The following is a 19,784-nucleotide window of genomic DNA, read 5'->3' as shown; positions in this document are numbered from 1 at the left end:
CATGGCCCACCCCTACAGTGCGCGCAGCCGCGCCATCGAACCCTTCCACGTCATGGCGCTGCTGGCGCGGGCCAACGAGCTGCAGGCGGCCGGGCACGACGTGATCCACCTGGAAATCGGCGAACCGGACTTCACCACGGCTGCGCCCATCGTCGAGGCCGGCCAGGCGGCATTGGCTGCGGGCCACACCCGCTATACCGCTGCCCGTGGCCTGCCGGCGCTGCGTGAGGCGATCGCCGGTTTCTATGGGCAGCGTTACGGGGTGAGTGTCGACCCCGAGCGCATTCTGATCACCCCGGGCGGCTCTGGCGCGCTGTTGCTGGCCAGCAGCCTGTTGGTCGACCCCGGCAAGCACTGGTTGCTAGCCGACCCGGGCTACCCCTGCAACCGCCACTTCCTGCGCCTGGTTGAAGGCGGCGCACAATTGGTGCCGGTGGGGCCAGAGGTCAATTACCAACTGACAGCCGACCTGGTTGAGCGCTACTGGGACAAGGACACGGTCGGCGCCCTGGTCGCCTCGCCGGCCAACCCGACCGGAACGGTGCTGGACCGTGCCGAGCTGGCCAGCCTGTCCGCCGCCACCCGCGAACGCCATGGCCACTTGGTGGTGGACGAGATCTACCACGGGCTGACCTACGGTATGGATGCCCCCAGTGTGCTGGAAGTGGACGATGAAGCCTTTGTGCTGAACAGTTTTTCCAAGTATTTCGGCATGACCGGCTGGCGCTTGGGCTGGCTGGTGGCGCCGCCTGGCGCGGTGGCCGACCTGGAGAAACTCGCGCAAAACCTGTACATCAGTGCGCCGAGCATGGCCCAGCATGCTGCTCTGGCGTGCTTCCAGCCGCAAACCCTGGCGATTCTGGAAGCGCGTCGTGCCGAGTTCGCCCGCCGTCGCGACTACCTGCTGCCGGCCCTGCGCGAGCTGGGCTTCGGCATTGCCGTGGAGCCCCAGGGGGCCTTCTATCTGTATGCCGACATCAGCGCCTTCGGCGGCGATGCCTTCGCCTTCTGCCGGCACTTCCTCGAAACCGAGCACGTGGCGTTTACCCCTGGGCTGGACTTTGGCCGCCACCTGGCAGGGCATCACGTGCGCTTTGCCTACACCCAGAGCCTGCCGCGCCTGGAGCAGGCGGTGCAGCGTATCGCTCGCGGCCTGCGCAGTTGGCAAGGCTGATGGCATTCTTCCCTCCACTCGAGCAGGGGCGCCTGCTGCGTCGCTACAAACGGTTTCTGGCGGACATCGAACTGGCCAGTGGCGAGCAGTTGACCATTCACTGCCCCAACACCGGTTCCATGCTCAACTGCATGCGCGAAGGCGGGCAGGTGTGGTTCAGCCGCTCCAACGACCCCAAGCGCAAGCTGCCCGGCACCTGGGAAATCAGCGAAACGCCACAGGGGCGGCTGGCCTGCGTGAACACCGGGCGCGCCAACGCACTGGTTGAAGAGGCGTTGCGGGCCGGGGTGATCAGCGAGCTGGCCGGCTTCACGGCGCTCAGGCGCGAAGTGGCCTATGGCGAAGAGGGCAGCCGCATCGATTTTCGCCTGGAGTTCGACAGCGGCCCGGCCTATGTCGAGGTCAAGAGCGTGACCCTGGGCTACCCCGACACTGATGTTGCGGCATTTCCCGATGCCGTCACCCAGCGCGGCGCCAAGCACCTGCGCGAGCTGGCGACGTTGGCCCGCAATGGTGTTCGTGCCGTGCAGCTTTATTGTGTGAACCTGACCGGGGTCGGAGCGGTGCGCCCAGCCGAGGAAATCGACGCGGCCTATGCCGAGGCGTTGCGCGCCGCCGTGGCTGAAGGGGTCGAGGTGCTGGCCTACGGCACCCATCTGGATGCCGAACGCATTGTCATCAACCGCCCATTGCCCGTGTTGCTCAACCCGTGAGCCAGATGCCCTGGCTGTCTTCGTGGCAGCCCAGGGCCTGCAGCGCATCGCCCTCGCAAGGCCCAGCCACGCATTCGCCGCTCTCTATAAGAAACAAGGCGCCATGATGGGCGCAGTGAATCAGGCTGGCGCTGTCATCGAGAAACGCATCGGTTGCGCAGTTCAGGGGGGTGCCCCGGTGTGGGCAGCGGTTGCGATAAAGGTACACCTGGCCCTGGCGGCGGACGCCGAGCAGGTCGACGCCGTCTACGCTGAAGGCGCGGCTGTGGCCCTCGGCCAATGAGCTGGAAGTACAAAGCAAGTGCATGGCAAGGAAGACTCGTGAAACACGTGATGGCTTGACGCTTCAATGCGAATAATTATCAAATTTCCCGCATTCGCTGCGCCCAGCCGTCTATGGTGCGCAGTTCCGCCGCCCGCCACAAGGCGCGCGGCCCGCCTTCAGAAGGAAATCCGATGATGCGCCGCCCCGTCGCCCTGATCGCCCTGTGCGCAGGTTTAGTGCTGTCTACCCAGGCCCTGGCTGCCGAACTGCCGCAGCGTTGGGTCAGCGCTGGTGGCGCGCTTAGCGAATGGGTCAGTGCGCTGGGCGGCGAAGCGCACCTGGTTGGCGTCGATACCACCAGCCAACACCCCGAGTCGCTGAAGGCGCTACCGAGTGTCGGTTATCAGCGGCAGTTGTCCGCCGAAGGCGTTCTGAGCCTGCGTCCTGATGTGTTGGTGGGTACCGAAGAGATGGGGCCGCCACCGGTGCTGGCGCAGATCCGCAAGGCGGGCGTGCGGGTTGAACTGTTCTCGAGCAAGGCCGAACTCGACGCGGTCGATGAAAACCTCAGGCACCTGGGGCAATTGCTTGGTGCAGAGCAACAAGCCACTGCGCTGGCAACAGGCTATCGCCAGCAGCTGGATGGGCTGCAGGCCGAGGTCAAGCAAGCCCAGGTGGGCCAGAAGGCGCCCGGCGTGTTGCTGCTGGTTGGCCATGCCGGTGCCAAGCCGTTGATCGCTGGCCAAGGCACCGCGGGCGACTGGCTGCTGCGACAGGCCGGGGCGCGCAACCTGGCGGAGCACCAAGGCTACAAGAACTTCTCCAGCGAAGCGCTGGCAGCGCTGGACCCGGACGTGGTGGTGTTTTCCGACCGTGCGTTGGCCGATGAGCAGGCGCTGCAGGCGTTGCTCAAGGAGAACCCGGCGCTGGCGGCCTCCCGTGCGGTGCGTGAGCAGCGCCTGGTGTCACTCGACCCGACGCTGCTGGTGGGCGGCCTTGGGCCACGCTTGCCGGCGTCCCTGCGCACGTTGGCTGGGGCCTTCTACCCAGCAGCCAAGGCCAGCTTCGCGCAATGAAGCAGCGCGTTCAGCCACGCACACTGATCGTCTGCCTGAGCCTGTTGTGCCTGTTGGCGGTGTGGTTGTCCCTGGCCCTGGGGCCGGTCAGCCTGCCGCTGTTCGATACCTTGCGCGCGGGCCTGCGTTTGTTGGGGCTGCCCGTGGCGGGTGATGACCTGCAGCAGGCCGAGATGATCCTCGGCCAGATCCGCCTGCCGCGCACCTTGCTGGGGCTGGCGGTCGGGGCGGTGCTGGCGCTGTCCGGCGTGGCCATGCAGGGGCTGTTCCGCAACCCGCTGGCCGACCCGGGGCTGGTGGGGGTCGCTGCCGGGGCGGCGATGGGCGCTGCGGTGGCCATCGTCGGTGGCAGCTGGTTTGGCGGCATGCCCGATGTGCTCGCGCCCTATCTGTTGTCGCTGTGTGCCTTTATCGGTGGCCTGGGGGTGACCGCGCTGGTCTATCGCCTGGGGCGGCGTGACGGCCAGACCAATGTCGCCACGATGTTGCTGGCCGGCGTGGCGATGACCGCATTGGGCGGCGCAGCGGTGGGCTTGTTCTCTTACCTGGCCGATGATGCCACCTTGCGCACCTTGACCTTCTGGAACCTGGGCAGCCTCAATGGCGCCAGCTACGAGCGGTTGTGGCCGCTGCTGATGGTGGCCGGGGGCGTGGCGCTGTGGTTGCCACGTCGGGCGCGGGCGCTGAATGCCTTGCTGCTGGGTGAATCGGAGGCGCGGCACCTGGGTATCGAAGTGGAGCGGCTCAAGCGCGAACTGGTGTTCTGTACCGCCTTGGGGGTGGGTGCGGCGGTGGCCGCCGCCGGGCTGATCGGCTTCATTGGCCTGGTGGTGCCGCACCTGGTGCGATTGCTGGCAGGGCCCGACCATCGGGTGGTGTTGCCCGCCTCGCTGCTGGCCGGCGGTGTGCTGATGCTGTTCGCCGACTTGGTGGCGCGGCTGGTGCTGGCGCCGGCCGAGCTGCCGATCGGTATCGTCACCGCCCTCATCGGTGCGCCGTTTTTCCTGGTCCTGCTGATTCGAGGGCGTAGCTGATGTTGCAAGTCGAGGGCCTGCACCTGCGGCGGGGCAGCAATGAAGTGCTGCATGACATCCACCTGCAACTGACCCCGGGGCAGGTCGTGGGTGTGCTCGGCCCCAATGGCGCGGGCAAGAGCAGCCTGCTGGGGGTGTTGTGTGGCGAACTGGCCCCCGGCCAGGGGCGAGTGACGCTACAGGGCAGGCCATTGACTGACTGGGCCGGGCAGGCGCGGGCACAGCGCCTGGCGGTGCTGCCGCAGGTGTCCAGCCTGGGCTTTTCGTTCAGGGTCGAAGAGGTGGTGGCGATGGGGCGGATGCCCCATGGCAGCGGCCAGCTGCGCGACGCCGAGATCGTCGAAGCGGCCTTGCGTGCGGCGGATGCCTGGCACCTGCTGGGGCGCAGCTACCTGGCATTGTCGGGCGGTGAGCGGCAACGGGTACACCTGGCCCGCGTGCTGGCCCAGCTGTGGCCAGGTGAGCAGGGCACTACACTGCTGCTTGACGAACCGACCTCGATGCTCGACCCACTGCACCAGCACACGACCCTGCAAGCGGTGCGGCGTTTCGCTGATCGCGGCGCTGCGGTGCTGGTGATCCTGCATGACCTGAACCTGGCGGCACGCTACTGTGATCGTATCCTGCTGCTCGAACAGGGCCGCTGCCATGCCCTTGCATCACCCCAGGAGGTGTTGACGCCGGGGGCACTGAAGGCGGTGTTCGGCATCGATGTGCTGGTGCAGGCGCACCCCGAGCGCGGCCACCCGCTGATCATCACGCGTTAGGTTCTGTACGAAAAGTATGGTCATTCATCATTGTGGGAGCGGCGGTGCGGCGATCCGACTTGCCCCGCGATCTGCCGCAACGCGGCAGCAAAGCCTGAATTCGCGGCGTCTTTGACACTATTTAATATCGGGTACAGGAGCGCTTCGCACTCCATCGCGGGACAAGCCCGCTCCCACAAAACTTTTCGTATAGAGCCTAGTGTGGTGTTTCAGAAATACCACTGAAAATCATTTGCCCAGCGCTCGCGCCGCGCGAGCGACTGAGGCAAGGATGTCATCGGCCTTCTTGTGCCACCGAAATGGCTTCGGGTTCTGGTTGTAGGTTTCCAGGTAGTACTCGATCGACGCCTCCAGATCTTTAACGCTGACATGTGCCTGCCGCTTGATCCACTTCTCGCTCAGCGTTGAGAAAAACCGCTCAACCAGATTCAGCCAAGATGCCGAGGTCGGCGTGAAGTGGATGTTGTAGCGCGGTCGCGCCGCAAGCCACGCCCTGACTTTGTCGGTCTTGTGAGTCGCGTAATTGTCCATGATCAGATGGATCGGCATATCGGCAGGCACTGACACATCGATCTCCCTTAGGAAGGCGAGAAACTCGGTACTGCGATGTTGTCGTTTGAGTCGGCCAATCACCTCACCGGTTGCCACATCCAGGGCTGCGAACAGCGAGGTCGTTCCGTGTCGTTTGTAGTCATGTGTGCGGGTTGCTGGGTTACCTGGGGAAAGCGGTAGGCCCGGCTGCGTGCGGTTCAGCGCTTGGATCTGGCTCTTCTCATCAACGCAAAGCACCAAGGCTCGTTCGGGTGGGTTCAAGTAGAGCCCAACGATGTCGTGAACCTTGTCGACAAACAACGGATCAGTGGAAAGCTTGAAGGTCTTTTCCAAGTGCGGCTTGATCCCGAACGCGTGCCAGATGCGCATCACGCTTGCAGGAGACAGGCCCGTCTCACGACTCATCCGTCGCGTGCTCCAATGACTGGAGTCGTCGGGCTTACCTTGCAGCACTTGGTTTACCACTTGCTGAACTTGCTCATCGGAAATAGTGCGAGGCCGGCCAGAGCGCGGTTCATCGTTCAGCCCCAGCAGCCCCAACTTAGAGAAGCGCTGACGCCACCGCGAAACCACATCCTTGCTCGTGCCTAAGCGCTGAGCGATGTCATTGCCTGATTCGCCTGCGGCACAGCCGAGAATTATCTCTGCGCGCAGGCGGGCATCCTGAGCGCCTTTGCGAAGTTTGATCCAGCGTAGCAGTTCCGACTTTTCAGTTTCGGAAAGGGTAATGACGGTTGCTGGTCGGCCCATGTCGATGCCCTTGGAGAGTTGGCTTCTACAGAGCCTAGCTCAGATTTTCAGCGGCATTTGTGAAACACCACACTAGGAGGCATTGCCGATGCGCCATCCGTTGCTGTCCGGTCTTGCGCTGTGCCTGGTGCTGGCGTTGGCGGGGTGCCAGGCCAGCCTGCCGCCGTTACCGGGCTGGCAGAGCCCCGAAGGGCGTGCCCACGCCCAGCTTGGGCAAATCACGGACCTGGCCAGCGGCCGGCTCATCAGCCCTGAGCAACTGATCAGGCAGTTGGCCGACGCGCCACGTGTACTGGTAGGGGAGAAGCATGACAACCCCGATCATCATGCGTTGCAGTTGTGGCTGTTGCGCGCCCTGCAGGCTCAGCGCCCCCAGGGCAGCCTGCTGATGGAGATGCTGCAGCCCGAGCAGCAGCCGCTTGTCGACAGACTTGAGGCGCAGCAAACGCTGCCTGCGGACCTGCCCAAGGCACTGGCCTGGGAGGATGGCTGGGACTGGCAGCTGTACGGGCCTATTGCGACGCACGCTTTGCAGGGCGACATTGCGCTGTTGGCCGCCAACCTTTCGCCCGCTCAGATGCGCCAAGCCTATCGCCAGCCGGCGCCGTTGTCGGGCGCGCGTTCCAATGCCCCAGGGGTGAAGGCCGCGCTGCTTGAGCAGGTGCGTACCGGGCACTGCGGCCTGCTACCGCAAAGCCAGTTGCCAGCCATGCTTGCGGTCCAGCAGCAACGTGACCGGCGCATGGCCGAACGCTTGATGGCGGCACCGCAGCCCGCCTTGCTGTTGGCGGGCGCTTACCACGTACGCAAGGACCTGGGGGTGCCGTTGCATCTGGCCGACCTCGGGGCGCAGGGGCGCAGCGCGGTCGTGCTGTTGGCCGAGGTGGGGGAAGAGGTCGAGGCGGGTATGGCCGACTATGTCTGGTTCACGGCGGCGGTGCCTGAGCAGGACTATTGCGCTCAACTGCGTCAGTAAGGCCAAACGACAGGCAAAAAAAGACCCGGCAAAAAGCCGGGTCAATAACCGTGATTAGCCTGATGAGGAGATAATCTGAGAGTCCGAACCAGGGGCTTTCAGTTTATCCAACCAGTCTCGCGACCAGTTGTGATAATCATAACGATTCTCATTTCGGAGTCAATCCCCTGCACAGGTTTATTTTGAATTTTTTTGCGGAGGTCTTTTTTCAGCCAGTTGTTGATTGAGCGCTTCCTTTCGTTCGATCGGCAAATCATTCCAGTGCATGTCCAGCAACGCGCCTTCTATGGCGTACAACAGCACTTTAGAGGCCCGGAACCCTCGCGTTTTTACCGCCTGGTACGCACCCACCGCGCCCAGGCGGCGCAAATCCGACGCACTGTGGATACCGGCTGCGTGCAACCACTGCGCAGAGGTCTTGCCAAGATTCTTCAGATGCTGCAATTCATCGTTCATCGAGCCTCCTTGCGATGGCTGAACGGGTCTTGGGGATAAATCGCGAGCAGGTCAGAGAGGAGTGTAGCGGGGCTTGGAAAATGCGCGGCTTTTTGCCATCTGTGGCGACGAACAGCCCTGAATACGGGGCCTCCTGGCTTTTCAGTAGCCGCCTCTTTTGGTGTGGCAGGGCCCCAGTGGTGCGGGTTTACCCGCTACCACAGGGGCCCTGCGAGGATTACAGGCCCGGCAAGCGCTGACGCACCTGTTCGATCACCTGGTCCATGCTGGCACCTTCCTGGGTGTCGACGCGCTTGCTGACCAGCAGTTCTTCCTCGCTCAACGCATCACGGCTGGCCTGTTGCGCCTTGACCACCTCCAGGGTGGCGTCCGACGGGTCGCTGTTTGCGGCTTGGCGCTGGGCCAGCCAGCTGGCAATGACCGCTTCCGGTGCGTGGCAATCGAGGATCAAGAAGGGGACGCCCGTCTGGTTGGCGACATCCGCCGCCGCCTGGCGCTGTTCACGCTTGAGGTAGGTGGCATCCAGCACGACCGGGAAGCCCGCGCGCAATACCGTCTCCGCTACCTCGTGCAGGCGCTGGTAGGTGGCGGCACTGGCATCCTGGTCATAGATGCCGGCAGTCAGCTGGCCGACGTTTGCTTGCTGCTGTTCGCCGAACAGGCGCTTGCGCTCGACATCGGAGCGTACGCGGATCGCGCCCAGGGCCTCGACCAGGCGCATCGCCACGTGGCTCTTGCCCACTGCCGAGACGCCATGGGTGATGGCCAGCAGCCGCGAAGGGATGGCGCTGTAGCTTTCCGCCAGGTTGGCGTAGTTGCGGTAGGTGCGCAGGGTCGTGGCGCGTTGCACGCCATCGGCGTCGGCCGGCATGCTGAACAGCGCCACCTTGGCGCGCACCAAGGCGCGGTAGGCCTTGTAGAAGTTCAGCACTTCCAGGCCTTCATAATCGCCGGTCAGTTCCAGGTACTGGCTGACGAAGCGCCGGGCCAGGCACTTGAGGCCACGGTCTTCCAGGTCCATGGCCAGGAAGCCGGTGTCGGCCCAGACGTCGGTCATGCGGAACGGTTCGTTGAACTCGATGCAGTCGAAGATCACCACCTTGCCGTTGATCACGGTGGCGTTGCCCAGGTGGATGTCACCGTGGCATTCACGGGTGAACCCATTGGCCTTGCGGGCCGCGAACAGGCCTTGGAGCCGCTCGAAGCTGCTACGTGCCCAGGCCTGGAGGTTGTCCAGTTGCTGCAGGTCGGCCTTGTCGGTGAGGAATGGGCGGATCTGTTCGAAATTCTGCTCGACCGGGGCCATCACGCTTTCAGGTGAGCCGTAAGGTTGCTCTGCCGGCACCTTGGGCGTCTGCAGGTGGAATTCGGCAACCTGCCGGGCCATCTGGTCGATGTGCTCGGCGTTGAGCTCGCCGTTGGCCTGCAAGGTGCTGAGCATCTGCCCTTGGGGGAACTGGCGCATCTTCAGTGCGTACTCGATGGCCTCGCCCTCGCCGCCGATTTGCGGGGCTTCGGCACTGCCGGTGATCGGCAGCACTTCAAGGTACAGGTCTTCGGTCAGGCGCTGGTTCAGGCGCAATTCTTCGTTACAGAAATGCGCGCGCTGATCCAGGCGGGTGAAGTCGAGGAAGCCGAAGTTCATTGGCTTCTTGACCTTGTAGGCGTACTCGCCAGTCAGCAGGACCCAGGAGATATGCGTCTCGATGAGTTGGAACCCATCCACGGGGTGAGGGTAGAGGGCTGGGTTCTGCAACGCAGTAATAAGAGCTTGGCTCACGGGAAATCCTTCCGAGGGCAGGGAATTCGAATGCGCCATTATGGTCAATGGTGCCGTCCCTGCATACCGCCGGGGGCGCCTGCCCAGCCTTTACAAAGTGCGTATAATCCGCCGCCATGACTCGAACTCGAAACGCTCGTACCCCTCAGAAACGCCCGACCGGCCGCTCTCGCGCCTGGCTGGGCTGGGCTTTGAAGCTCAGCCTGGTCGGCCTGGTGATCATCGCCGGCTTCGCGGTTTACCTCGATGCTGTCGTCCAGGAAAAGTTCTCCGGCAAGCGCTGGACCATCCCGGCCAAGGTGTATGCCCGGCCGCTGGAGCTGTTCGTCGGCCAAAAACTGAGCAAGAACGACTTCCTCACCGAACTCGACGCCCTTGGCTATCGCCGTGAAAGCGCGGCCAACGGCCCGGGCGCAGCGGCAGTCAACGGTAATACCGTCGACCTCAATACCCGTGGTTTTCAGTTCTACGAAGGGATGGAGCCAGCGCAGTTCGTGCGCGTGCGCTTCTCTGGCGATTATGTCGCCGGGCTTTCCGGCGCCAACAACGGCAAGCTCGATGTGGTACGCCTGGAGCCGTTGATGATCGGCGGCATTTACCCGAAAAACCTCGAAGACCGCATCCTGATCAAGATCGATCAGGTGCCGCCGTACCTGCTCGAAACCCTGGTGGCAACCGAGGACCGCGACTTCTACAGCCACTTTGGCGTGTCGCCCAAGTCCATCGCCCGTGCGGTGTGGGTCAACACCTCGTCCGGGGCCATGCGCCAGGGCGGCAGTACCCTGACCCAGCAGTTGGTGAAGAACTTCTACCTCACCAGCGAGCGCAGCCTCAGCCGCAAGCTGACTGAAGCGATGATGGCCGTGCTGCTGGAGTTGCATTACGACAAGCGCGAGATCCTCGAGGCCTACCTCAACGAGGTATTCGTCGGCCAAGACGGCCAGCGTGCGGTGCATGGCTTCGGCCTGGCCAGCCAGTTCTTCTTCAGCCAACCGCTGTCAGAGCTCAAGCTGCACCAGATCGCCTTGCTGGTGGGCATGGTCAAGGGGCCGTCCTACTACAACCCGCGGCGTTATCCTGACCGCGCCCTGGCCCGTCGTAACCTGGTGCTCGACCTGCTGGCCGAGCAGGGCGTGGCGAGCAAGGACGTGATCGAGGCGGCGAAGAAGATGCCGCTGGGCGTGACCAAGCGCGGCAGCCTGGCAGACAGCTCGTTCCCGGCGTTCCTCGACCTGGTCAAGCGCCAGTTGCGCCAGGACTACCGCGACGAAGACTTGACCGAAGAAGGCCTGCGTATCTTCACCAGCTTCGACCCGATCCTGCAGATGAAGGCCGAAACCTCGATGAACGAGACCTTCAAGCGCCTGGCCGGGCGCAAGGGGGCTGACGAGGTCGAGTCGGCGATGGTCGTGACCAACCCGGAAACCGGGGAAGTCCAAGCGCTGATCGGCAGCCGTCTGTCGGGCTTTGCCGGCTTCAACCGGGCCATCGACGCAGTGCGGCCGATCGGTTCGCTGGTCAAGCCGGCGGTGTACCTGACCGCCCTGGAGCAGCCCAGCAAATACACCCTGACCAGTTGGATACAGGACGAGCCGTTCTCGGTCAAAGGGGCCAACGGCCAGGTTTGGCGCCCGCAGAACTATGACCGCCGGCCCCATGGCACCATTTATCTGTACCAGGGCCTGGCCAACTCCTACAACCTGTCGACGGCCAAGCTCGGCCTGGAAGTGGGCGTGCCCAATGTGATCAAGACCATTGGTCGGCTGGGCGTGAATGTCGACTGGCCAGCCTTCCCGGCGATGCTGCTGGGGGCCGGTGGCATGTCGCCGATGCAGGTCGCGACCATGTACCAGACGATTGCCAACGGTGGTTTCAACACGCCGATGCGCGGTATCCGCAGCGTGCTGACCGCCGAGGGCGAACCGCTCAAGCGCTACCCGTTCCAGATTCAGCAAACCTTCGACCCGGGTTCCATCTACCTGGTGCAGAACGCCATGCAACGGGTGATGCGCGAAGGTACCGGCCGTTCGGTGTACAACGTGTTGCCCCGTTCGCTCACCCTGGCCGGCAAGACCGGTACCAGCAACGACTCGCGTGACAGCTGGTTCTCCGGCTTCAGCCAGGACCTGCTGGCGGTGGTGTGGATGGGCCGCGATGATAACGGCAAGACGCCGTTCACCGGTGCCACTGGCGCCCTGCAGGTCTGGACCAGCTTCATGAAGAAGGCCGACCCGTTGCCGCTGGACATGCCGCAGCCGGACAACATCGTGCAAGCCTGGATCGACCCGTACAGCGGGCAAGGTTCCGATGGCAGCTGTCCGGGAGCGGTGCAGATGCCGTATATTCGCGGCAGCGAACCGCCCGCCGGGGCAACCTGTGGCGGTGAGCAGAATCCGGCAGAATCGGTCATGGACTGGGTCAAAGGCTGGATGAATTAAGCGCGAGCTGCATTGATGAGGTGTGAAGTGAATAAGTGGCTGTTTCCTGCCTTGACGGCGTTGGTTGTGCTTCAGGGTTGCTCCAGCGTCCAGCGTGGCAATATCCCGGTGGTCGACTCGAGCACGCGCGTGTCCAACAGTGAACGCGTAACGGCCAACCGCTCGGCGGCTGGCATGAACAGCGGCACCTCACAAGCGCAAACGCTGCCTGAGGACTCCGGCGTGACCGTGATGATTCCGCAGGGGGCCGGTGCCTCGGGCATCCAGACGTTCCCGGCCGCCAATGGGGCGGCACCGATCAGCGCCATGCCGATTACCCCTGGCCCGGTCTCCACCGGGCCGATGACCACCAACCCCAACCCGATTGCCGACGAACCGTTCGACATCGCGTCGATGAACAGCCCGGCGAAAGCCAGTAGCGCGCCGACCGGTATTCCGCGTAGCACTGCGGCAGCCGGTGGGCTGTCTGCCGATGAACAGCTCGACGGGCCAGTGCTGGCGCTGTTGACCACTGCCCAGCAACAACAGGGCAGTGGCGACTTCAATGGTGCTTCGTCGAGCCTGGAGCGTGCGCAGCGTATCGCGCCGCGCGAACCGCAGGTGCTGTTCCGCCTGGCCCAGGTGCGCCTGGCCCAGGGTGATGCCGCGCAGGCCGAGCAGTTGGCCCGCCGAGCCCTGACCTATGCCAATGGCCGCCCTGACCTGCAGGCCGAACTGTGGAACACCATCGCCCAGGCCCGCGAGAAGCAAGGTGACAGTGCCGGTGCGGCGCTGGCGCGGCAGAAGGCACGGGTGAACTCGTAATGATCGAGCAACGCATTTTGGACATCGCCGACCACCTGCTGCTGATCGAGCGTGAACTGAAGGTGCAGGGCTGGTGGGGCGATGAGCCGCCCAGCGATGAAGCGCTGGCCAGCACCGTGCCCTTCGCGGTCGACACCATGAGCCTGGAGCAGTGGCTGCAATGGATCTTCCTGCCGCGCATGAAGATCATCATTGAGCTAGGCCAGCCGCTGCCTAACGCGTCGGGCATTCTGGTAATGGCCGAAACGGTGTTCACCGATCGCCCGGAGCAGAGTCGCGAGCTACGGCGCCTGCTAGCAGAGTTCGATCAATTGATCGCTGCTTGAGCCTGATTTCTTCTCTTTTTCCTTCAAGGGCCGCAGATTGTGGCCCTTTTTTATGGAAATCTTATTAATTCTGCTGCTGGTATCCTTTTTAGTGGTGGCAGGAATTCATCTTGAGGAAAAATTGGCAATAATTTTTCTTGACTTGTAGCCGCCAAATCACAAGAATCCAACTTCCGCTGTAGAGGGACTGCCAGAAGCAGACCCGCTAAGCAGATCATGAGGCGCACACCCGCGCCGACCTGTAACACCCCGCAACGCGTTACCTCGCGCTGGGTGGGAAAACCCCGCAACACTCTGGGGCGCTCCCAATACTTGCTCAGTCAGTGCTGACGTTCGCTCGTGCTCTGCTTGGCAGTAAACCTATTAAGACCCGTCCACTAGGGACGGTATTCTGGCGTTTTAGAGGTGAACAACGTGGAGCTTTTATCTGGCGCTGAGATGGTCGTCCGCTTCTTGCGTGACGAAGGCGTTAAGCACATCTACGGGTACCCTGGCGGTGCTCTTCTTCATGTTTACGACGCCCTGTTCAAGGAACCGGAAGTCGAACACATCCTGGTTCGTCACGAACAGGCTGCGACCCATATGGCGGACGGCTACGCCCGTGCCACCGGCAAGGCCGGTGTGGTGCTGGTAACCTCCGGCCCGGGTGCGACCAATGCCATCACCGGCATTGCCACCGCCTACATGGATTCGATTCCGATGGTCATCCTCTCCGGCCAGGTGCCTAGCACCATGGTGGGTACCGATGCCTTCCAGGAAACCGACATGATCGGTATCTCGCGGCCGATCGTGAAGCACAGCTTCATGATCAAGAATGCCACCGAGATCCCTGAAGTTCTGAAAAAAGCCTTCTATCTGGCGCAATCCGGCCGTCCCGGCCCGGTCGTGGTCGACATTCCAAAAGATATGACCAACCCGGCCGAGAAGTTCGAGTACGTCTATCCGAAGAAGGTCAAGCTGCGCTCCTACAGCCCGGCGGTACGTGGCCACTCCGGCCAGATCCGCAAGGCCGCCGAGATGCTGCTGGCTGCCAAGCGCCCCATTGTCTATGCCGGTGGTGGCGTGATCCTCGGCGGTGGCTCCGAAGCCCTGACCGAAATCGCCAAGTCGCTGAACCTGCCGGTTACCAATACCCTCATGGGTCTGGGTAGCTACCCGGGTACCGACCGTCAGTTCGTCGGCATGCTCGGCATGCACGGCAGCTTCACGGCCAACATGGCCATGCACAATGCCGACGTCATCTTCGCCGTCGGCGCGCGCTTCGATGACCGCGTGGTCAACGGCCCGGCCAAGTTCTGCCCGAATGCCAAGATCATCCACATCGACATCGACCCGGCGTCGATTTCCAAGATGATCAAGGCCGACGTGCCTATCGTGGGCCCGGTCGACAGCGTCTTGAACGAGATGCTCGGCATCCTCAAGGAAATCGGCGAGCAGCCTGACAAGGCCGCCGCAGAAGCCTGGTGGAAGCAGATTGACGAGTGGCGTGGCGATGGCGACCTTTTCCCTTACAACAAAGGGGACGGCAGCGTCATCAAGCCGCAGACCGTGATCGAAACCCTGTGCGAAGTGACCAAGGGCGATGCCTTCGTCACCTCCGACGTTGGCCAGCATCAGATGTTCGCGGCGCAGTACTACCGCTTCAACAAGCCTAACCGCTGGATCAACTCCGGTGGCCTGGGCACCATGGGCTTCGGTTTCCCGGCGGCCATGGGCGTCAAGCTCAACTTCCCGGATCAGGACGTGGCGTGCGTCACTGGCGAAGGCAGTATCCAGATGAACATCCAGGAGCTGTCTACCTGCATGCAGTACGGCCTGCCGGTAAAAATCGTCAACCTGAACAACGGTGTATTGGGCATGGTCCGCCAGTGGCAGGACATGGCGTACAACGGCCGTCATTCGCACTCCTATGTCGAGTCGCTGCCTGACTTCATCAAGCTGGCCGAGGCCTATGGCCATGTGGGTATCCGCATCACCAGCCTGAAGGACCTCAAGCCGAAGCTGGAAGAGGCGTTTGCGATGAAAGACCGCCTGGTGTTCATCGACATCGCGGTTGACCGTACCGAGCACGTCTATCCGATGCAGATCAAGGATGGCTCGATGCGTGACATGTGGCTGAGCAAGACGGAGCGTACCTGATATGCGGCACATCATTTCCCTGCTGCTGGAAAACGAACCCGGTGCCTTGTCTCGCGTCGTTGGCCTGTTCTCCCAGCGTAACTACAACATTGAAAGCCTGACCGTGGCGCCGACCGAAGACCCGACCCTGTCGCGTCTGACGCTGACCACCGTTGGCCATGACGAAGTGATCGAGCAGATCACCAAGAACCTGAACAAGCTCGTCGAAGTGGTGAAGCTTGTCGACCTGTCGGAAAGCGCTCATATCGAGCGCGAACTGATGCTGGTCAAGGTCAAGGCCACCGGAGCCCAGCGCGCCGAAATCAAGCGCACCACGGATATCTTCCGTGGCCAGATCGTCGATGTGACCGCCAGTGTGTACACCGTGCAACTGAGCGGCACCAGCGACAAACTGGACAGCTTCATCCAGGCCATCGGCACCGCATCGATTCTCGAAACCGTGCGCAGTGGCGTCACCGGCATTGCCCGTGGCGACAAAGTGCTCAGCATCTAAATTCAAAAATTAGCGATGGCTCCGCAGGGGCCGAGATATAACCAGGGGTATTTTCATGAAAGTTTTCTACGATAAAGACTGCGACCTTTCCATCATCCAGGGTAAGAAAGTCGCCATCATCGGTTACGGTTCCCAAGGCCACGCCCAGGCGTGCAACCTGAAAGACTCCGGTGTAGACGTTACCGTCGGTCTGCGTAAAGGCTCGGCCACCGTTGCCAAGGCCGAAGCCCACGGTCTGAAAGTTGCCGACGTGGCTACCGCTGTCGCTGCTGCCGACCTGGTCATGATCCTGACCCCGGACGAGTTCCAAGGCGCTCTGTACAAGAACGAGATCGAGCCGAACATCAAGAAAGGCGCCACCCTGGCCTTCTCCCACGGCTTCTCTATCCACTACAACCAGGTTGTTCCGCGTGCCGACCTCGACGTGATCATGATCGCGCCGAAAGCCCCGGGCCACACCGTGCGTTCCGAGTTCGTCAAAGGCGGCGGCATCCCTGACCTGATCGCTATCTACCAGGACGCTTCCGGCAACGCCAAAAACGTTGCGCTGTCCTACGCTGCAGGCGTCGGTGGCGGCCGTACCGGCATCATCGAAACCACCTTCAAGGACGAGACTGAAACCGACCTGTTCGGTGAGCAGGCTGTTCTGTGTGGCGGTACCGTCGAGCTGGTCAAAGCCGGTTTCGAAACCCTGGTCGAAGCGGGCTACGCGCCAGAAATGGCCTACTTCGAGTGCCTGCACGAGCTGAAGCTGATCGTTGACCTCATGTACGAAGGCGGCATCGCCAACATGAACTACTCGATCTCGAACAACGCCGAGTACGGTGAGTACGTCACCGGCCCAGAAGTCATCAACGAAGAATCCCGCAAGGCCATGCGCAACGCTCTGAAGCGCATCCAGGACGGCGAGTACGCGAAGATGTTCATCTCCGAAGGTGCCACCAACTACCCATCGATGACCGCCAAGCGCCGCAACAACGCTGCCCACGGCATCGAAGTCATCGGCGAGCAACTGCGCTCGATGATGCCTTGGATCTCGGCGAACAAGATCGTCGACAAAGCCAAGAACTAAGTTTCTCGCAACATGAAAAACGCGGCTTCGGCCGCGTTTTTTCGTTTAGGCAGCCGGCATCTGGTATAAAGCAGACCAGTGGCCTGCCGTCAGAACCTGTTTCGCAGGCCCGTGTCGAACATATTCCACCCTGTTGCAAGGTACCCTACATGAGCGAACGTCCCGAAGAGCCGAACAAGCCCTCCGACGCCGAAAGCCTGCTACCTGTCGATGAGCACATTGAAGAAGGCCATGACGCCGAAGGGCGCAAGGTCCGGCATCGCGGCATTTATTTGCTGCCCAACCTGTTCACCACCGCCAACCTGTTCGCCGGCTTCTATTCCATCATCAACTCGATGAGCGCGCAGAGTGCGCTGAGCGCCGGTGACCCGCGCGAGGCAAGCAAGTACTTCGCCTTCGCCGCCATCGCTATCTTCGTTGCCATGGTGCTCGATGGCCTTGATGGCCGTGTAGCACGCATGACCAACACCCAGAGCGCCTTCGGCGCCGAGTACGATTCGCTGTCGGACATGGTCGCCTTCGGTGTGGCCCCGGCGCTGCTGGCCTTTGGCTGGGCACTGGGCGACATGGGCAAGGTCGGCTGGATGGTCGCCTTCATCTATGTGGCGGGAGCCGCTCTGCGGCTGGCGCGCTTCAACACCCAGGTGGGTACCGCCGACAAGCGTTACTTCATCGGCCTGGCCAGCCCGGCCGCTGCCGGGGTGGTTGCAGGTACCGTGTGGGCCTTCAGTGACTACGGCATCCAGGGCTCCAAGCTGTCGTTCCTGGTGGCGCTGCTGGTTGCGGCTGCCGGCATGCTGATGGTCAGTAACATCAAGTACAACAGCTTCAAGGAGCTCGACCTCAAAGGGCGCGTGCCGTTTGTGGCTATCCTGGCTGTGGTGCTGGTATTCGCGGTGGTCTTCAGCGACCCGCCCCGCATTCTGCTGCTGATCTTCCTGGCCTACGCGGCGTCTGGGCCGATCCAGTTCCTGCTGCGGTCTCGCCGTCGTAAGTCGTGACAATGATTTAATGATGGAATAACCCTCCGGCTCCATAGTCTTACTGGTACATCCGTTATCCAGTGCTGTGGAGCCGTCCATGCTCATCAAGCTACCCAGGTCGTCCGAGTGCAATGCATCGGAGATCACCCCCGAAGGTCTCTATCTCTCTCGTCGCAGCTTGCTCGGTGGTTCGCTGGCAGGGCTAGCCCTGGGCGCACTGCCAGGCCTGGCGCATGCGGCCGAGGCCAGCCGTTACGCTGATGTCGAGGCGGGCGCCGCACCAGGCTGGTTCAGCGACAAGCTGGCTGCCACGCAATGGCAGGCGGTAACGGTCAAGGGCGAGGCCATCACCCCGTTCAAAGATGCGACCCAGTACAACAACTTCTATGAGTTTGGGCCTGACAAGGGCGACCCAGCGGCCAATGGTAATAGCTTGAAGACCGAGCCGTGGTCGGTGGTGGTCGATGGCGAGGTTGGTAAGCCAGGGCGCTATGCCCTCGAAGACTTCGTCAAGCCGTATCAGCTCGAAGAGCGCATCTACCGGTTGCGCTGTGTCGAGGCCTGGTCAATGGTCATCCCCTGGCTTGGATTCCCGCTGGCTCAGGTACTCAAACAGGTAGAGCCGACATCGAAAGCGCGCTACGTGCGATTCGAGACGTTGAAGGACCCGGAGCACATGCCCGGGCAGCGCTCAGGCTTTGCCTTGATCGACTGGCCTTATAGAGAAGGGTTGCGCCTGGATGAGGCGATGCACCCCTTGGCGATTCTGGCGGTGGGCATGTATGGCCGCGAGCTGGCTAACCAGAATGGCGCGCCGCTGCGGCTGGTGGTGCCGTGGAAGTATGGGTTCAAGAGCATCAAGTCGATCGTGCGTATCAGCTTGGTGGCCGAGCAGCCGCAAACCACCTGGGAGGGGCTGGCGCCAGACGAGTATGGCTTCTATGCCAACGTCAACCCGGAAGTCGATCACCCGCGTTGGAGCCAGGCGCGTGAACGCCGTTTACCCAGTGGCCTGTTCAGCCCCAATGTGCGGCAGACCCAGATGTTCAATGGCTACGCCGATGAGGTGGCGTCGCTGTATACCGGCCTCGACCTGCGGAAGAACTATTGATGCGTTATCCCTGGTTGCGCCTGGCCATCTTTATAGTGGGGTGCGCGTTGCCGCTTTGGTGGTTGTATGAAGCGGCGATGAGCCTGCTGGGGCCTGACCCGGGCAAGATCCTGATGGACCGGCTGGGTTTGGGTGCGCTGACGTTCTTGCTGGTGACGTTGTGCATGACGCCGTTGCAGCGGCTGACCGGGTGGTCGGGCTGGATCGTCGTGCGCCGGCAGCTGGGGCTGTGGTGTTTTGCTTATATCGTGCTGCACATCCTTTGTTATCTGTTCTTTATTCTGGGGTTGGACTGGGGGCAGTTGGCTGTCGAGCTACGCAAGCGGCCCTACATTTTTGTGGGTGCGCTGGGTTTTCTTGGTTTGCTGGCCCTGGCGGTCACCTCCAATCGGTACAGCCAGCGGCGGTTGGGGGCCCGTTGGAAAAAGCTGCACAAGCTGGTGTATGTGATTCTGGGGTTGGGGTTGCTGCATTTTCTGTGGATTGTGCGCTCGGACCTGCGGGAGTGGGCTATCTATGCGGGCATTGGTGGCTTGCTGTTGGTATTGCGGATTCCCGCAGTAGCGCGGCGCGTGCCGCGGTTGGTGGGGCGGCGGGGGAGGGTGGCTTCGTAGGGGGGCTTTCTCGTCGTTGGGTTTGTGGGGGGCAGAAGTGTTCGCCACAGCAGTTTCAGCGCCTATGAGATCGAGCGCCGCCCGCGCGGCGCATCGCGACGCAAGGCCGCTCCTACATTTGTTTCGGGCCAGTGAGGCCTGTGGCATTGGCGCGCGACCGCCTTGTTCGTACGACGCGATATTGAGGCGGGCACCCAAGGGTCGCGCGCCAATGCCTCTGGAATAATGGGCCCGAAACAAATGTAGGAGCGGCCTTGCGTC

The 19,784-nt window shown here is 62.4% G+C and carries 19 protein-coding genes; 15 read left to right on the top strand and 4 right to left on the bottom strand.

Annotated elements, in window-relative coordinates; genetic code table 11:
• Nucleotide 1: 1 nt before the first annotated feature.
• On the top strand, nt 2–1,174 hold the full coding sequence (locus PC358_RS17815; protein WP_033701559.1) for a pyridoxal phosphate-dependent aminotransferase: 1,173 nt from the start codon (nt 2–4) through the stop codon (nt 1,172–1,174).
• The gene (gene sfsA, locus PC358_RS17810; protein WP_033701558.1) at nt 1,174–1,887 is read left to right on the top strand and encodes a DNA/RNA nuclease SfsA; all 714 of its coding nucleotides are present in this window, start codon (nt 1,174–1,176) and stop codon (nt 1,885–1,887) included. The genes PC358_RS17815 and sfsA overlap by 1 nt, the downstream gene beginning before the upstream one ends.
• Here the strand turns inward: sfsA and PC358_RS17805 are convergent.
• The gene (locus PC358_RS17805) at nt 1,877–2,194 is read right to left on the bottom strand and encodes a Rieske (2Fe-2S) protein (RefSeq protein WP_033701557.1); all 318 of its coding nucleotides are present in this window, start codon (nt 2,192–2,194) and stop codon (nt 1,877–1,879) included. The genes sfsA and PC358_RS17805 overlap by 11 nt on opposite strands.
• A gap of 149 nt (nt 2,195–2,343) precedes the next feature.
• On the opposite strand from PC358_RS17805, the gene PC358_RS17800 reads away from it, so the two are divergent.
• The 3 genes from PC358_RS17800 to PC358_RS17790 are packed head-to-tail and all read left to right on the top strand — an operon-like array spanning nt 2,344 to nt 5,029.
• A complete protein-coding gene (locus PC358_RS17800) occupies nt 2,344–3,228 on the top strand; it encodes a heme/hemin ABC transporter substrate-binding protein (RefSeq protein WP_033701556.1) in 885 nt (294 codons plus the stop codon).
• Between the two features lie 50 nt (nt 3,229–3,278).
• Nucleotides 3,279–4,262, top strand: a complete 984-nt coding sequence (locus PC358_RS17795) for a FecCD family ABC transporter permease (protein ID WP_162181160.1) — start codon at nt 3,279–3,281, stop codon at nt 4,260–4,262.
• On the top strand, nt 4,262–5,029 hold the full coding sequence (locus PC358_RS17790; protein ID WP_033701554.1) for a heme ABC transporter ATP-binding protein: 768 nt from the start codon (nt 4,262–4,264) through the stop codon (nt 5,027–5,029). The genes PC358_RS17795 and PC358_RS17790 overlap by 1 nt, the downstream gene beginning before the upstream one ends.
• Nucleotides 5,030–5,257: 228 nt before the next feature.
• Here the strand turns inward: PC358_RS17790 and PC358_RS17785 are convergent, their stop codons facing one another.
• Nucleotides 5,258–6,331: an IS630 family transposase gene (locus tag PC358_RS17785; RefSeq protein WP_033701553.1), complete on the bottom strand. Its 1,074-nt coding sequence runs from the start codon at nt 6,329–6,331 to the stop codon at nt 5,258–5,260.
• 88 nt (nt 6,332–6,419) lie between these two features.
• Between PC358_RS17785 and PC358_RS17780 the strand changes: the two genes are divergently transcribed.
• Nucleotides 6,420–7,307, top strand: a complete 888-nt coding sequence (locus PC358_RS17780; protein WP_033701552.1) for a ChaN family lipoprotein — start codon at nt 6,420–6,422, stop codon at nt 7,305–7,307.
• Between the two features lie 177 nt (nt 7,308–7,484).
• Here the strand turns inward: PC358_RS17780 and PC358_RS17775 are convergent, their stop codons facing one another.
• Both PC358_RS17775 and PC358_RS17770 read right to left on the bottom strand, forming a co-directional pair.
• Nucleotides 7,485–7,763, bottom strand: coding sequence for a TfoX/Sxy family protein (locus tag PC358_RS17775; protein WP_033701551.1), 279 nt, complete (start codon nt 7,761–7,763; stop codon nt 7,485–7,487).
• A gap of 217 nt (nt 7,764–7,980) precedes the next feature.
• Entirely contained in the window at nt 7,981–9,543 is a 1,563-nt protein-coding gene (locus tag PC358_RS17770; protein ID WP_033701550.1) for a bifunctional aminoglycoside phosphotransferase/ATP-binding protein, read from the bottom strand.
• Between the two features lie 116 nt (nt 9,544–9,659).
• On the opposite strand from PC358_RS17770, the gene mrcB reads away from it, so the two are divergent.
• The 9 genes from mrcB (at nt 9,660) to msrQ (ending at nt 19,523) form a co-directional block, all read left to right on the top strand.
• Nucleotides 9,660–11,981: a penicillin-binding protein 1B gene (gene mrcB, locus PC358_RS17765; RefSeq protein ID WP_033701549.1), complete on the top strand. Its 2,322-nt coding sequence runs from the start codon at nt 9,660–9,662 to the stop codon at nt 11,979–11,981.
• A gap of 15 nt (nt 11,982–11,996) precedes the next feature.
• Entirely contained in the window at nt 11,997–12,785 is a 789-nt protein-coding gene (locus tag PC358_RS17760) for a tetratricopeptide repeat protein (protein ID WP_033701548.1), read from the top strand.
• Nucleotides 12,785–13,111: a YqcC family protein gene (locus tag PC358_RS17755; protein ID WP_033701546.1), complete on the top strand. Its 327-nt coding sequence runs from the start codon at nt 12,785–12,787 to the stop codon at nt 13,109–13,111. Before PC358_RS17760 ends, PC358_RS17755 begins: the two co-directional genes overlap by 1 nt.
• Nucleotides 13,112–13,525: 414 nt before the next feature.
• Nucleotides 13,526–15,250 carry an acetolactate synthase 3 large subunit gene (locus PC358_RS17750; RefSeq protein WP_033702567.1) on the top strand — a complete coding sequence of 575 codons (1,725 nt, stop codon included), beginning with the start codon at nt 13,526–13,528 and terminating at the stop codon, nt 15,248–15,250.
• A 1-nt stretch (nt 15,251) separates the two neighbouring features.
• Nucleotides 15,252–15,743 (top strand): acetolactate synthase small subunit, encoded by a 492-nt coding sequence (gene ilvN, locus PC358_RS17745; protein WP_003250040.1) that lies wholly within the window; start codon nt 15,252–15,254, stop codon nt 15,741–15,743.
• Nucleotides 15,744–15,798: 55 nt separating this feature from the next.
• Nucleotides 15,799–16,815, top strand: coding sequence for a ketol-acid reductoisomerase (gene ilvC / locus PC358_RS17740; RefSeq protein ID WP_033701544.1), 1,017 nt, complete (start codon nt 15,799–15,801; stop codon nt 16,813–16,815).
• A gap of 149 nt (nt 16,816–16,964) precedes the next feature.
• Nucleotides 16,965–17,816, top strand: coding sequence for a CDP-diacylglycerol--serine O-phosphatidyltransferase (pssA, locus tag PC358_RS17735; RefSeq protein ID WP_027594991.1), 852 nt, complete (start codon nt 16,965–16,967; stop codon nt 17,814–17,816).
• A 79-nt stretch (nt 17,817–17,895) separates the two neighbouring features.
• On the top strand, nt 17,896–18,909 hold the full coding sequence (gene msrP, locus PC358_RS17730) for a protein-methionine-sulfoxide reductase catalytic subunit MsrP (protein WP_033701543.1): 1,014 nt from the start codon (nt 17,896–17,898) through the stop codon (nt 18,907–18,909).
• The gene (msrQ, locus tag PC358_RS17725; RefSeq protein ID WP_033701542.1) at nt 18,909–19,523 is read left to right on the top strand and encodes a protein-methionine-sulfoxide reductase heme-binding subunit MsrQ; all 615 of its coding nucleotides are present in this window, start codon (nt 18,909–18,911) and stop codon (nt 19,521–19,523) included. The genes msrP and msrQ overlap by 1 nt, the downstream gene beginning before the upstream one ends.
• Nucleotides 19,524–19,784 lie beyond the last annotated feature (261 nt).

Source organism: Pseudomonas capeferrum, from assembly GCF_000731675.1.
GTDB classification, from domain to species: Bacteria; Pseudomonadota; Gammaproteobacteria; order Pseudomonadales; family Pseudomonadaceae; genus Aquipseudomonas; species Aquipseudomonas capeferrum.
Note: the sequence above shows the minus strand (reverse complement) of the source record. Positions and strands in the feature narration are given on the sequence as shown.

Bases quoted from the DNA above. Each gene is read 5' to 3' on its own strand.
- PC358_RS17780 (WP_033701552.1), top strand. From the start codon at position 6,420: ATGCGCCATCCGTTGCTGTCCGGTCTTGCGCTGTGCCTGGTGCTGGCG.
- ilvC (WP_033701544.1), top strand. From the start codon at position 15,799: ATGAAAGTTTTCTACGATAAAGACTGCGACCTTTCCATCATCCAGGGT.
- PC358_RS17805 (WP_033701557.1), bottom strand. From the start codon at position 2,194: ATGCACTTGCTTTGTACTTCCAGCTCATTGGCCGAGGGCCACAGCCGC.
- PC358_RS17760 (WP_033701548.1), top strand. From the start codon at position 11,997: ATGAGGTGTGAAGTGAATAAGTGGCTGTTTCCTGCCTTGACGGCGTTG.
- PC358_RS17790 (WP_033701554.1), top strand. From the start codon at position 4,262: ATGTTGCAAGTCGAGGGCCTGCACCTGCGGCGGGGCAGCAATGAAGTG.
- msrP (WP_033701543.1), top strand. From the start codon at position 17,896: ATGCTCATCAAGCTACCCAGGTCGTCCGAGTGCAATGCATCGGAGATC.
- PC358_RS17755 (WP_033701546.1), top strand. From the start codon at position 12,785: ATGATCGAGCAACGCATTTTGGACATCGCCGACCACCTGCTGCTGATC.
- mrcB (WP_033701549.1), top strand. From the start codon at position 9,660: ATGACTCGAACTCGAAACGCTCGTACCCCTCAGAAACGCCCGACCGGC.
- msrQ (WP_033701542.1), top strand. From the start codon at position 18,909: ATGCGTTATCCCTGGTTGCGCCTGGCCATCTTTATAGTGGGGTGCGCG.
- pssA (WP_027594991.1), top strand. From the start codon at position 16,965: ATGAGCGAACGTCCCGAAGAGCCGAACAAGCCCTCCGACGCCGAAAGC.
- PC358_RS17800 (WP_033701556.1), top strand. From the start codon at position 2,344: ATGATGCGCCGCCCCGTCGCCCTGATCGCCCTGTGCGCAGGTTTAGTG.
- sfsA (WP_033701558.1), top strand. From the start codon at position 1,174: ATGGCATTCTTCCCTCCACTCGAGCAGGGGCGCCTGCTGCGTCGCTAC.
- PC358_RS17785 (WP_033701553.1), bottom strand. From the start codon at position 6,331: ATGGGCCGACCAGCAACCGTCATTACCCTTTCCGAAACTGAAAAGTCG.
- PC358_RS17815 (WP_033701559.1), top strand. From the start codon at position 2: ATGGCCCACCCCTACAGTGCGCGCAGCCGCGCCATCGAACCCTTCCAC.
- ilvN (WP_003250040.1), top strand. From the start codon at position 15,252: ATGCGGCACATCATTTCCCTGCTGCTGGAAAACGAACCCGGTGCCTTG.
- PC358_RS17775 (WP_033701551.1), bottom strand. From the start codon at position 7,763: ATGAACGATGAATTGCAGCATCTGAAGAATCTTGGCAAGACCTCTGCG.